The organism is Brevibacillus sp. MER 51, assembly GCF_023714195.1.
In the GTDB taxonomy this organism is placed as follows: domain Bacteria; phylum Bacillota; class Bacilli; order Brevibacillales; family Brevibacillaceae; genus Brevibacillus.
In genome coordinates this window covers 19,849-31,745 of the sequence record NZ_JAMAUS010000012.1, presented here as the reverse complement: position 1 = coordinate 31,745, position 11,897 = coordinate 19,849, and the positions used below count along the sequence as shown (strand labels likewise).

Here is an 11,897-nt window from a genome sequence, read left to right as displayed (position 1 = left end):
GGTCGATGCGAAGCCTTTAGCTGGAAAGCAGGGGATAACTCGCGTGTACATGCTGTTTGAAGCTCTCATAGTCCGAGGCATGTATATGAGAGTCGTGGTCGCTTATACATACATGCTTCATGCAAAGGCGCTGAGCGAACCGATGGCCTGCTTCTGTGATATTGTCCATGATGATCGATTGGATGCGGCAGCCACTCTGCTCGACATGGGTCAGTACATCGAGATAATGATGCAGCATCATGCGCAAGGCAGGGCTTTTCCGATAAGAGTGATCGACAATGACACAGGACAGAAAATAATAAACTTGCTCGGGAGAAGTCGTTAAATCCTCGATATCCGCGGTTGTCATCAGGCTGTCGTTAAACGTCCCTTGCGCAATTTGCAGGTAAATATGCGGCTTGACGGGAAGCAGGTTCATAAAAGCAATGATGCGCCCATTCTCTTCGATCGCAACGACCGAATCGGGACGAAACAAATACCAATTGTAGCTCTCTTGGTACGGTGTAATAAATTCAGCATCGTAGTATTGAAGCTCGAGTTGTTCCATTTGTTTAAAATGCTCAAGCTGCAAATGCTCCATGATCTTCATAAGCCAATCCCCTTCTTTATTCCGTATGACTAGGCGACAATTCGCAGATATAGCGAATAAATCTCTGGGTTTCCTTTGCCCGCTTGAATCTGTTCGAAAATAAAGATGGTTCATTTGGTTGGTAGCGTATTCGCAAGGATTCTTTCAGCAAGGGATGCCATTCACTGGGAAGCTCATGCAGAGCCAGTTCTACAGCTTTTCTTTTCGGAATAATGCTCTCATGGATGAGCGCGTAATAGATTCGGCATAAGGTGAAAACGGCGAATTCTACCCACTCATTAAGCATGAATTTCACCATACTTTTTCCTTTCGGCGCCCAATAATCATGGACATTGTATTTCATCGTTTCCCCGACATCCAACCATTGGGTAGGGATGTGTAATGCTTCAACACTTTTCCCCATAACGGTAATGCCCTGTTGCTTGAGAATCCACCACGTCACATGATTGACATCATAGTGGCCGGATGATTTGAATGTCCCATTGTCAACGTAAGGATAAGGCTCCAGGGATGGATTGGTTTTTCCGACGTCATCCAGCTGGATATACATGCCGTCCATTCTATTAGCGAATGGGTTGGTGTTTTGCAGAGCCTGATGAATGTTCTTGAGCGTTTCTATTTCTGCATTCGTTAAGCCTCTATGCAAAAGTGTTACAAAATCAATATCGCTTCTATCTTCCTCGAAGCCAGATAGAGCAATAGAACCATACAAATACACACCGTAGATGACAGTAGGCAGTTCAGCCATAAGTCGTTGTGTATAGTCGTGTACGAAAGGTCTAATGCTTTCCGGGATTCTCGTGTCCATAAGCAAGCTCCTTTTTGAAGATCAAGATTAGCTGAACTCGCTAGGTATTTCCATCGTTTTCATACCCCAGTATAATCCATATGACAACAACTGTTAAAGAAGGCGTTTATTGTGATGGAGCAAATGCTAACAAAGGGCAAGATTTTGAAAGGGGTATAAAGGTGAGGCAATTTTCAACTGACGTTATTATTCGGAATTTTCAAAAGGAAGACTTCCCGTTACTTGGCGAACTATATCAAGCTGTTACTGCAAAAGAAAACGCGACGTTTTGGTGGGTCGGAGAAGAAGCAAATTGGTGTAATGTCTATTGTGCATTTGAAAGTGGAAAAATGATCGCGAAGGGGCAAGTCAGTATCATAAATACGATCCCTCCCGGACGTTCAGAAGAAAACAAGCATTCAATCTACGTGAATCTAAAAACGCTCCCGGAGCGAGAAGATGACGCCGAATTGCTAGAAAAGGTGTACCAGCATCTTCTTCAAAGAGCTCTGCAATTAAAAGAAACGTTGCCAGCTACGTACCAAACGATGCTATGTGTCGGCAACGATTCATCTGAAACAGAGAACAACCGATTTTTCACTCAAATGGGCTACAAGCATTTGAATAGCTTGTATCAGATGAAACGCGATTTACTGGAGCCTATTCCTGTGTTAACGCTGGACGAAGACTTTGATTTTTCATATTGGAAAATGGAGAGCTCAGGGGAAGAAAAAGATTACTTGAATGTGGAAGCCACGATCTGGCCGGATGCTCCGTTAGGACATGAACGATTGTCTGAATACAAGAGTAAAGCGCTCTGGACATCAATGGTGATTCGTTATAACAATACGATAGCTGCGGGCTTGATGGCATGGCGAGAGGAAGAAGATGGAGTAATCGAGGATGTTTTCGTACAAGAACCTTGGCGGAAGCGTGGATTTGCGAAGTTTTTACTGGCACAAGCATTGGAGTATCTAAAATCGCATGAGCTGAAATCCGCGTATCTCATGGTTGAAACGACGAATATATCAGCCTTGTCTCTATACAAATCGGTTGGATTCAAGGTAGATAAAGAAGAGATCAGGTATTATACAGAATGGAAATAAGAAAGACGAAAAAGAGGGAGCGCTAGCGAGGCTTCCCTCTTTTTTATGCAAGTTGATTCGGAATTCTCTTGCAAGAAATACATAGATAAGGTAAAACATGGGTGTATCTTAAGCCGATACAATAGAGAGGACCAAGCGTCTGAATGATAAGAAGGTGAGGATCTGCGATGAACTTTTTCAAGAAGCTATTCGGCGGTACAAACAACGGAGAAAAGTCAAAAGACGGCACTACGATTTACACATATAACGAACAAGCTGATTATGAACCCCCAGCTCCCATGGAATATGTAGAAGAAATCGTTGCCCACTTTGAAAAGGTATTTGCCGGAAGAGAAAGCAATGTTTTTCACGAAATTATTTCCGATACGATCCATATTGATGTGAATGTGATGAGCCCTACAGAAGAAGAGCCATTTTGGGTTCTGTATACGAATGGGATGAGTGATCTGCCGATGACGATCCCGGATGAAATACAGGAGCAGATGGAAGAGAATATTGAGCGAGCAGAACTGATGATATTTTTGCCGGCTTCCTGGGAACTGACACAAGAGTCGCTAGAGGATGAAAATAACTACTGGCCAATTAGACTGATGAAAATGCTGGCACGGTTTCCTCACCAGTACAATACATGGTTGGGGTACGGACATACGATACCGAATTATCAGGAATATGAACCGTATGCGGATGGCACGGGTTTAAATGGAGTCGTTCTGTTCCAGCTATCAGAAGAAATCAGTGTCATTCCCACCAAGGACGGAAACAAGATTCATGCCTATTTCTTAATTCCTCTGTATAAAGAAGAGATGGAATATAAATTGGAGCATGGTATGGATGCGCTATTGGATAAATTGTTTGAGCTGGAAGATGATGCGCTGATTTTGAATCCGAATAGAAGAAATACGTGCAAGTAAAAATATACGAATTCCCGCCCCCTTTTTACTAAAGGGGTTTTTTGTAAGATGTTAGAATAATCACACAAAAATCAGTTGGAGGCAAACGATGATTCATTTTCGAGTCGCAACAGCAAAAGACCTGAATAGAATTGTTCAAATGCTTGCGGATGATGAATTAGGCAAGACGAGAGAGCGTTACGAAACTCCACTACCAGAAAGCTACATAAAAGCGTTTGAATCCATTGACGCAGATCCCAATAACGAATTGATTGTGGCGTGCCGGGATGAGGAAATTATTGGTGTCCTACAGATTACGTTTACTCCTTATCTGACACATCAAGGTAGCTGGAGAGCGACGATTGAGGGGGTTCGGATAGCATCTACGGAAAGGGGTCAAGGAGTTGGGAGCGAGTTAATTGAATGGGCGATTGAACGGGCGAAAGAGAGGGGCTGCCATCTGTGTCAACTAACGACAGATAAACAACGAGAAGATGCGTTGCGCTTTTATGAACGCTTAGGATTTAAAGCGACGCATGAGGGGCTGAAAATGAAGCTGTCCATCGACTAACAAAAGTAGGATGGAAAAGGAAAACGGGTTCCATATACGTAATATAGAACCCGTTTTCCTCTGCTATGACCGAGCCAAGTCGCCTATTCGATTTCAATTCGATTAATATCACCAACATCCAAATTTCCAAGCTGTATGGAGAAACTTGGTTTCCCCGGACTTCTCAAAATATAGCCGCCCCAGTCCCGACCGCCGTAAGCCGTATATCCAGAGATATCTATGCCAAAAATGTCCTGAATAAGTGGCTTGGTTACAGGGATGACTTCATTTAGTGCTTTGATTTTATAGTTTTCTGCTCCATGGCTCACTTCATACACTTGACCTGTTTTTGCCCCGATCATTACTTCATATTTCTTTTGTTTATTCATGAGCAACCATTTCTCTTCACGTTCATCTGAACGTTTTTGGGCCTGGGTAAAGGAAAGATTTTTTTCATTGGATAAACGGGTCAAAGCTGTTTGCGCCATGGAGATGATCTTTTGATCGACGTCTTCTAGGTTGTAATATAATATGAAATCAGACACTTTATTTGTTGGGAGATCGACTATGACATATTGTTTGTCATCTGTCCAAAAGGAAAAATATGCTTCCTTCTCACTTTTGAAAAAACCGGTATCTTGAAAGGTAACCTGTTGCTTCGTATCCTTAAATGCTTCTTGTGCAGTCTCTACATATGTATGATAGGACTTCGGTAATTCGTTGATCGCAAACCTCGCAAAGACGGTAAGAACCTCAGTGGTACCAGGCTTAAAAGTGACGATGGCTTCTCGGGTTTCTTGATTCTTTGCCTGTACCCTATAGGAGTCTGCGTCTTTCTCAATCTCTCCAAATGAGAAGGTCTTTTGAATGCCACTCGCATCTTGTACAGCTTTTTGAGCAGCTGCAAAATACGTTTGTTCTTCAGGATTCAAGGCTGCACTGCTCGTTGATTCTGCTGGTGCAGAAAATGGTTTCATCCAGAAAAAACCGAGTAACAGGCCGCAGGTGATCAGCCCTTTTGCCATCCATCCATAATACATTTTTCGTTTGTTCACTTTTTGAAGTTTACCTCCTTCTTCTCGCACACCTTCTAATATTGCTTGGCTTCGTTCTCGGGAAAGGATTTGCTCCGGGAATTGATTCAATTCTTCCAGAATGATCTGCTCCTCACATGATCGCATCGTTCATCACCTCCGCAATCGAAACATTTCGTTTGTTTTGAATCGACTTTATCGCTCTATGCATCGTGAGATTGACCTTGGATTCGCTCCAGCCCAACACCTCTGCAGTCTCCTTGCTCGATAGTCCTTTGATCCCTCTTAGTATCAACACATCCCGATAAGAAGACTTTAATTGATTGATCATTTCGTAGAGCAAACGCTTATTTTCACTTAACATCAGCGACTCTTCCGGAGTTTTGTCGTGCGAAACGAGATGCTGCAAGAAGATTTCCGGCAACCATCTTAGTAGCTTTGTTTTGCGTCTTTCATCAATGGCTACGTTTCGTGCTATGGCAAACAGCCACGTTTTGGGATTCTCAACCTCTGTTGCCTGCATAGCTTTGAGGGCACGAATAAAGGTCTCTTGCACCAGATCGTCGATGTCTGTTCGTCCTGTATAATAGACGAGGAAACGATAAACATCTTGGCTGTATGAGTGAAACCATTGCTCAATTCGTGCGCCAGTATGATCCTCCACTGGTGTTCCACCTCCTTGTTACTGTATAGACGGAAAAGCTGCTGACAATCTTTCACTTTTATGAAAAAAATGAGACACTCTGGATAATCAGTCAGGTGTCCTTTCTCGTGTGACGATAGTAAGGATACAACTTATTACACTCCTAATTCGTTTTACCGCTCAGACAGTCGTCGGGAAGAGTATGCACATTGGATTCATGCTTTTGCCCTGGAATAAAACTCCCTGTAAACGCTCCTGGGTGATACCGCCTGAAAAGCCTATTATACCAATGGATACACGATTTACTTGAATACGTAAAAAAGATTCCTTTTTCAAGTAAACTGTCACGGTCGCTGGTTCTACCACTATGGAATTATATATACTAGTAAATATTTTAAAATTATGAAGAAGAGCGTCCCCCACGCCTTGGATAGCTGGGGAACGCTCTTTTGTTTTTATAGTTTTTATAGACGCTTTATGCGGGTAATACAATTCTAGGGATATACTAAACTCCCCAAAATGAGGAGCTTGGTCTTCTTATTTTACTTTGAACGAATCGTAAAGAGAAAATCCTGAATAGGTAAAACCAATTGGATATATAATTCCATAAGTGCTGTCTGTGAGGTTTTTATTCATGACATCTTTACCAGCACCATAATAGAAAGCTTGCCAAATGAATTTTGAGCAGTAATTCGGATTCATCACACTTAAACGATCTAGAGAAATGTAATAGTTATATACTTTACTGTAATTTTGTTTAGCCCACATTGCTGCATTTGCTGCTCCGGCATATCGATATTTATAGATTTCGATTGTTTCGCCTGATCCGTGTCTACTCATATAGGAATCGATACTGTCTGCTACTCCACCATCTGTTGCTGGAGTAACATGATATACTCTGAAATCGGAGCCTACGATTCCAACATGTCCTACAATTTTAGACGAGCTTCCTAGTGTTTTTGTTGAGTATAGTACATCTCCAACTTTCATCTCTATGTTAGTGCCTGGATACGTAGGGTTAGGTACAGCTGTAGGGGGAGTAGATGACGCACTTGCACTAAGTGGTACAACAAGAAGAATAAGAAACAAGGTAGTGAAAAAAGCGTTCTTTAGAAATTTCATCGATATAGCACCTCTAAATAGAATTTTATTGATAGAACATTCGGTGAAATGTACAATTGAGTAAATTTATGTTAGTCATGGGGTGGTTTTCTGATGAAAAAATTGTTCTATTCCATAGTTGTTCTGGGTTTGATCGTTGGTGGAGTGTATACGTACATTCAAATAAAATTAAATGATCTTGAAGCGAAAATGCACCAATATCTTGTGGTAACAAACGATTATAAAGAGTCTGATATACTCAGAGTTGAGGCTGTCTTTTCTAAAATGCCTACATATTCAGTAAATGTAGTGTTTAAAGATGAGCCTGATGTGACTTATAACTATACTTTCAGAAATGAGCTTGAGTGGATTCAACTTGGACCAAGTGATGGAGAAATTGAAGAAAACCAAGGCAAGTATAAGCACATTGACAAGAAGCGGTTAAATTGAATGGTTATGTTATTTTGGATTAAACAGTGTAAATGTACTTGTCTAATTGCTGGTTAATTTCTACAAGGAGTACCGCCAACCAAATGCTAAAATTGTACGGTAAGACCTTAGCGGTCATGAAATTAGCTATGGTGCCGCCAGCAAAACGTGGATTTACCACGTTAAAAATACCAGCGTAACTGTCACAGCCCGCAAAGTAGAGTCTGCTTTGTATGGTTATGTTCATTGTGGGTAGACTCTGACGAAACAACGAGAAAACTAGTGAAATCTAGGTCTGAATATATTCAAACAGGGCTGTTCTATCAATTCTTAGCGTACAGAAAATACGTGTTTTTCAAGGCTTTCGATACTTAGCGTACAAAATCCGCATTATGTTGGAGGACACCCTACAACTGCTTCATGCGTAAAACTTCCTTTTTCCTGCGAAAGTAACACCATTTTTCACAAATCCCCCCTCCCAAAACGATATAGTTTACCATTCAATTAGACTCGTTTACCAGACTCGTTATACTGTTTTTACCAAAAACAGAGTTTATTCCCTTTTGTTTTTTATCCTACCATATATTATGAAAAATAGCTTATTTAACTTTTTTGATAAAAAATTCATTACTCTTATTTCATTGAGGTAGTCTTAACCTTCAGCCTATAAGGGTCCGGAAATAAAAAACTGCCATCAGGAGCTGATGACAGTGAAAACATTACTTAAACAAACAAGAGTATGACAGATTTAGTAGAATAAGAGCAACTAAAAATGAACGGAATAGTAAAAGCCAACAGTTTTCATCGGTTCCCCAACTTTTGCAGTCTGTCCGAACCGTAATTCACAAGGTGAACAGGTAAATGCTCCGTTGACTCTAGGTAAAGCTTTCTGCTACTTGTTATAGCCCCATTCCAGCAGCTCCAGCATCTCAAAGGGTTTTACCAAATAATCATCTGCGTCGAGCGTCAGGCCCTTTACCTTGTCTGTCAGGCTGCCTTTCGCTGTCAAAAAAATAGTGGGCGTCCCACGAATTTGGCGGAAAACCTCATATCCATCAACCTCCGGCAGCATAATGTCCAGCACAACGAGATCCATCTCATCCAGTGCCGCTTTTCCGTCCATCACCGAAATACATCTATGTCCCACTGCTTGCAGGCTTCTTTTGATGAGCTCATTGATTGGAATCTCATCCTCGACAATTAGGATGGTAGCCACTTGGCTCACCTCTCGTAAAGCATAGCATGGGGATGTAATAGAGTTGTAAAAAATAGATAGGTCAAAAACAGCCGCAATAAAAAAGAGGGACGCAGATTAGTCGCGTCCCACTCTAGTAGCGGTCTCTAGCCCATAAAAGTGATTTGAATTTTCGTGTTAAACCGATCGGTAACGACCCAGCCTGCTGGAATCTGTTGATTATACCTAATCCATAGCTTCGCTCCCTTTGGCGCTCTTTGAATACTCGTAATTTCAAATTTATCCGTCGTACTATCTGTAATGACCCATCCTTGCGGCACGATTTGATTGTTCCGCATCCACAGTTTATCACCGTAACCTGCGCCTTGTGTATAAATCATTTGAAGAGAAGTACCACTGCTATCTATAACAGCCCATCCATCAGGAATCCGTTGGTTGTACTTGATCCAGAGTGTCGCTCGGTACGTAGCCCCAATCACGCATGTAATTTCGAATTGGGTACTAGTACTGTCGGTAATTACCCAGCCTTGTGGGACCAGTTGATTGTTCTTGATCCACATTTTCGCTCCATAAGAAGAGCTCGCTGATAAGGATTGCTTTAGTGATGCATGGGATGAAATATTTTGTTCGGACGATTTCAAAAGCGTTGGTTCGGCAGCCTGAGTAGGAAGTGTGAAAGACATCACAACGAATAAAAGACCGAGACTTGAAGCCATACTTTTTTTAAGCATAAACAAACCACCTCTCTTTTCTGTTATCCATTATTTGTAAGTTAAATCTATTTTTAAGGATCGTAAAAGGATAGCTTTGTTACTTAATCTATTTTCAAGACACTGTCACAAGCTGATGTTCTCTGCTTAACTCAGATATACCTGGTTCATTTTTCTACAGAAAAAGTATTTATCTTGTTTCCATTCCTATCCTTAGAACCAATAAGGTAAATTACTATTCCTAAACTTAAATAAACTAGTGAATCAGTTATAACTTTTAGAAAAGGAGTATTCCATTTTATAGGGGAAAATGGAACTACTATTATGGTCATTATTGATAAAAAAAGAGTTGCTACCCTTAAATATGATAATGTGTTACTTAATGCTTTTTTATCTGACTTTTCAACAAAATGACTAATAAAGTCGAACAGTACAAAGAAAAAGCCAGCTAATGAGAGGCTAAAAATATTTTTGAACTCTATGGTTATTAACCCTCCAATTTTTAAAAATCCTAAAATGATAAAACCTATACCAAAGAATTTAATGATTAATGAAAAAATATTCATATGATGCTCCTTTCTTCTTAAAATACTAAAGTTAAATAGGCATCTCATTGATTTTTTAAAAATGATTAAAGAATTCTATAATCTCTCAAAACTTATTTATAGAACACCACCTTATTAAATTTATTGCTAACTGATTTTGGTACTCCGCAAATATAACATATATTCCAATAAATTACATTTGTATTTAAACCACAAGAGGGCACTAGTCCCTCTTGCGAATAACTATCTAGTATATGTTCTTCGTGATCAACAACGGAAATGTTCTACATGTACTGATGCTGAAAGTGGACCTATACGTTAAAAAATTCTTTCGCAGTCTTGGTAGTAGCGCTGGCCACTTCTTCAGGGCTCAATCCCATGCATTGTGCGACCGCGTGCAATATATGTCTCAAATACATTGGCTCATTCCGACCATCCACAGGCTTTTCTTTCAAATCACGAGGGGTTAAAAATGGCGCGTCTGTTTCAATCATCAAACGATTCAAGGGAATTTTTCTGACAAGCTCTCGAAGATGCTTCCCGCGTCGTTCATCACAAATCCATCCCGTAATCCCGATATGGAAGTCCATCTCTAAATAGGTTTCCAATTCCTTGGAGGTTCCGGTAAAGCAGTGTACAACCCCACGATTGATATTTTGACGATGCTCTTTGAGGATCGAGACAAAATCAAGGTGAGCATCGCGTTCATGTAAAAACAACGGCAGTTGAAGTTCTGTGGCCAGGGAGATTTGTTCGATGAACCACTTTCTTTGGATATCACGCGGGGAGAAGTCGCGGTTATAATCCAGCCCGCACTCTCCAATGGCTACCACATGGGGAAGAGTTGCCAGTTCTCTCAATTTTTTGATCGTGGATTCATCACAGCTTTTTGCATCGTGAGGATGAATACCTGCCGTAGTGTACAGCTTTCCTTTGGAGCGACTCGCATATCGTGAGGCATCTATACTGTTTCTCAAGCTTGTCCCTGTCAAAATTAACGGGTATATTCCTTGTTTCTCTGCTCTCGCAACGACCTCATCGCGGTCTTGGTGAAAGGAGCGATGCATCAGGTTTACGCCTATATCGATGATCTGTGTATCCAAGAGAATCCATCCTTCCTAGTAGGAGGTTTGAGTGAGTACTGATTTTTCACTAAAATCCCTATTTTTGGTTGTTTTTCATTATAGCTGATGGAGCAGTTAGGTTCTATAGACGAAAAATCCTCCCTGCGGTGACAGAGAGGACTCGTTTCTTTCTATTCTCATGAAGGAATGGCATCCAATGCTCGCCTTACTTTTCTTGCGAAAGCCAGAGGTCTATCGACTGCTTCTATATTTACATACATCAAGCGGGGACGATCGAATAACCATTCATTATGGATGGACGAGACTTTTATGCCTTGCTTCCGAATGGTTGTAATGAACGGATTGACTTCTTTCTGCAAGAAGGCAGCTCTCCCTAAGCAAAGCGCTTTGCCCGTTTTTGGATTCAAGGATTCAAATGAAAAAGAAGAAGTTACGCGAAATCTTTTCCCCAAAATAGTCGCTTTTATTTGATTGCGATTGATGGTTGAGACACATTTTCCGCCGGCAAAACCGGATTGCCCCCTAATAATTCTGGAGAACTGCTCACAAAGCGAGACTTTTTTGGGCATTCCTCATTTCCTCCCTGTTTTTGTTTATCGTATGAAGACAGGTCCAGGATGGAAACGGATGACGGCCTATTACCCAAAGTATAAGATTTTATAGCTCAACCAAAAATCTGCTTATAAATCAAATCAGCATTCTCTTTCTTTACAAACTTTCGAACCTTGCCTTCTTTATCGATAAATGCCCAACGATAGCCCCATTGTGCATCTTCCTCTGGCGTTGGTTTGTATGCAAACACTCCTTTGTTTGAGCCTTTCCAATCAGATTCCGGTCCATATTGATTGTATTGCATCAATGCATGTTCTTTATAAACGTACTTTCTAAGAGTCTGTTCTTTATCCAAAAAGGCCCAGCGGTAACCCCATTGCGCTTCTTCCTCTGGTGTCGGTGTGTAAGAAAATACTCCTGGTGGATAAAGATTTAAATGACTTGTAGATTCACTTATCTTTGCTGCTGCTGTAGGTACTGTATAACTTACGACTCCTGTTGCTACCATTGTAGCTAGGAACATTGCGCTCATGGCTTTTTTGTTAATCATAGAAATCCTCCTTTGATAGTAAATGTAAAATATTGGACATACGTATAATATAATAGAAATAAAAGGGAATTAAAACAGATGAATCCATATTTTCGAATAAATCACACAGCTTATCCTTTAACATAGATCAG

General features: G+C 40.8%; 15 protein-coding genes. 4 read left to right on the top strand and 11 right to left on the bottom strand.

Annotated features, from left to right (window positions below; translation table 11 throughout):
* Positions 1-16: 16 nt before the first annotated feature.
* On the bottom strand, positions 17-589 hold the full coding sequence (locus M3630_RS22780; protein ID WP_251253637.1) for a hypothetical protein: 573 nt from the start codon (positions 587-589) through the stop codon (positions 17-19).
* 16 nt (positions 590-605) lie between these two features.
* The gene (locus tag M3630_RS22775) at positions 606-1,397 is read right to left on the bottom strand and encodes an aminoglycoside adenylyltransferase domain-containing protein (protein WP_251253636.1); all 792 of its coding nucleotides are present in this window, start codon (positions 1,395-1,397) and stop codon (positions 606-608) included.
* A 161-nt stretch (positions 1,398-1,558) separates the two neighbouring features.
* On the opposite strand from M3630_RS22775, the gene M3630_RS22770 reads away from it, so the two are divergent.
* From M3630_RS22770 to M3630_RS22760, 3 genes are all read left to right on the top strand, one after another.
* Entirely contained in the window at positions 1,559-2,482 is a 924-nt protein-coding gene (locus tag M3630_RS22770) for a GNAT family N-acetyltransferase (protein ID WP_251253635.1), read from the top strand.
* 167 nt (positions 2,483-2,649) lie between these two features.
* Positions 2,650-3,393: a suppressor of fused domain protein gene (locus M3630_RS22765; RefSeq protein ID WP_251253634.1), complete on the top strand. Its 744-nt coding sequence runs from the start codon at positions 2,650-2,652 to the stop codon at positions 3,391-3,393.
* Between the two features lie 88 nt (positions 3,394-3,481).
* Positions 3,482-3,943 carry a GNAT family N-acetyltransferase gene (locus M3630_RS22760; protein WP_251253633.1) on the top strand — a complete coding sequence of 154 codons (462 nt, stop codon included), beginning with the start codon at positions 3,482-3,484 and terminating at the stop codon, positions 3,941-3,943.
* A gap of 83 nt (positions 3,944-4,026) precedes the next feature.
* Here the strand turns inward: M3630_RS22760 and M3630_RS22755 are convergent, their stop codons facing one another.
* The 3 genes from M3630_RS22755 to M3630_RS22745 form a co-directional block, all read right to left on the bottom strand.
* Complete coding sequence (locus M3630_RS22755; RefSeq protein WP_251253632.1) at positions 4,027-4,977, bottom strand: hypothetical protein; 951 nt, start codon at positions 4,975-4,977, stop codon at positions 4,027-4,029.
* Positions 4,978-5,089: 112 nt separating this feature from the next.
* Entirely contained in the window at positions 5,090-5,620 is a 531-nt protein-coding gene (locus tag M3630_RS22750) for an RNA polymerase sigma factor (RefSeq protein WP_173611349.1), read from the bottom strand.
* 516 nt (positions 5,621-6,136) lie between these two features.
* A complete protein-coding gene (locus M3630_RS22745) occupies positions 6,137-6,721 on the bottom strand; it encodes a hypothetical protein (RefSeq protein ID WP_251253631.1) in 585 nt (194 codons plus the stop codon).
* Positions 6,722-6,814: 93 nt separating this feature from the next.
* Here M3630_RS22745 and M3630_RS22740 point away from each other — a divergent pair, with 93 nt between their 5' ends.
* Complete coding sequence (locus M3630_RS22740) at positions 6,815-7,150, top strand: DUF3139 domain-containing protein (protein ID WP_251253630.1); 336 nt, start codon at positions 6,815-6,817, stop codon at positions 7,148-7,150.
* A gap of 871 nt (positions 7,151-8,021) precedes the next feature.
* Here the strand turns inward: M3630_RS22740 and M3630_RS22735 are convergent.
* The 6 genes from M3630_RS22735 to M3630_RS22710 form a co-directional block, all read right to left on the bottom strand.
* Positions 8,022-8,345 carry a response regulator transcription factor gene (locus M3630_RS22735; protein ID WP_251253629.1) on the bottom strand — a complete coding sequence of 108 codons (324 nt, stop codon included), beginning with the start codon at positions 8,343-8,345 and terminating at the stop codon, positions 8,022-8,024.
* Positions 8,346-8,470: 125 nt separating this feature from the next.
* A complete protein-coding gene (locus M3630_RS22730) occupies positions 8,471-9,055 on the bottom strand; it encodes a hypothetical protein (protein ID WP_251253628.1) in 585 nt (194 codons plus the stop codon).
* Positions 9,056-9,201: 146 nt separating this feature from the next.
* Entirely contained in the window at positions 9,202-9,600 is a 399-nt protein-coding gene (locus M3630_RS22725; RefSeq protein WP_251253627.1) for a hypothetical protein, read from the bottom strand.
* Positions 9,601-9,890: 290 nt separating this feature from the next.
* Entirely contained in the window at positions 9,891-10,682 is a 792-nt protein-coding gene (locus M3630_RS22720; protein ID WP_251253626.1) for a TatD family hydrolase, read from the bottom strand.
* A 158-nt stretch (positions 10,683-10,840) separates the two neighbouring features.
* The gene (locus M3630_RS22715; protein ID WP_251253625.1) at positions 10,841-11,233 is read right to left on the bottom strand and encodes a DUF1259 domain-containing protein; all 393 of its coding nucleotides are present in this window, start codon (positions 11,231-11,233) and stop codon (positions 10,841-10,843) included.
* A 95-nt stretch (positions 11,234-11,328) separates the two neighbouring features.
* Positions 11,329-11,766: a hypothetical protein gene (locus tag M3630_RS22710; RefSeq protein ID WP_173611353.1), complete on the bottom strand. Its 438-nt coding sequence runs from the start codon at positions 11,764-11,766 to the stop codon at positions 11,329-11,331.
* Positions 11,767-11,897: the final 131 nt, after the last annotated feature.

Excerpts from the sequence above, each read along its gene's own strand:
- M3630_RS22780 (WP_251253637.1), bottom strand. The coding sequence starts at position 589 with ATGAAGATCATGGAGCATTTGCAGCTTGAGCATTTTAAACAAATGGAA.
- M3630_RS22775 (WP_251253636.1), bottom strand. The coding sequence starts at position 1,397 with ATGGACACGAGAATCCCGGAAAGCATTAGACCTTTCGTACACGACTAT.
- M3630_RS22765 (WP_251253634.1), top strand. The coding sequence starts at position 2,650 with ATGAACTTTTTCAAGAAGCTATTCGGCGGTACAAACAACGGAGAAAAG.
- M3630_RS22760 (WP_251253633.1), top strand. The coding sequence starts at position 3,482 with ATGATTCATTTTCGAGTCGCAACAGCAAAAGACCTGAATAGAATTGTT.
- M3630_RS22745 (WP_251253631.1), bottom strand. The coding sequence starts at position 6,721 with ATGAAATTTCTAAAGAACGCTTTTTTCACTACCTTGTTTCTTATTCTT.
- M3630_RS22740 (WP_251253630.1), top strand. The coding sequence starts at position 6,815 with ATGAAAAAATTGTTCTATTCCATAGTTGTTCTGGGTTTGATCGTTGGT.
- M3630_RS22730 (WP_251253628.1), bottom strand. The coding sequence starts at position 9,055 with ATGCTTAAAAAAAGTATGGCTTCAAGTCTCGGTCTTTTATTCGTTGTG.
- M3630_RS22725 (WP_251253627.1), bottom strand. The coding sequence starts at position 9,600 with ATGAATATTTTTTCATTAATCATTAAATTCTTTGGTATAGGTTTTATC.
- M3630_RS22715 (WP_251253625.1), bottom strand. The coding sequence starts at position 11,233 with ATGCCCAAAAAAGTCTCGCTTTGTGAGCAGTTCTCCAGAATTATTAGG.
- M3630_RS22710 (WP_173611353.1), bottom strand. The coding sequence starts at position 11,766 with ATGATTAACAAAAAAGCCATGAGCGCAATGTTCCTAGCTACAATGGTA.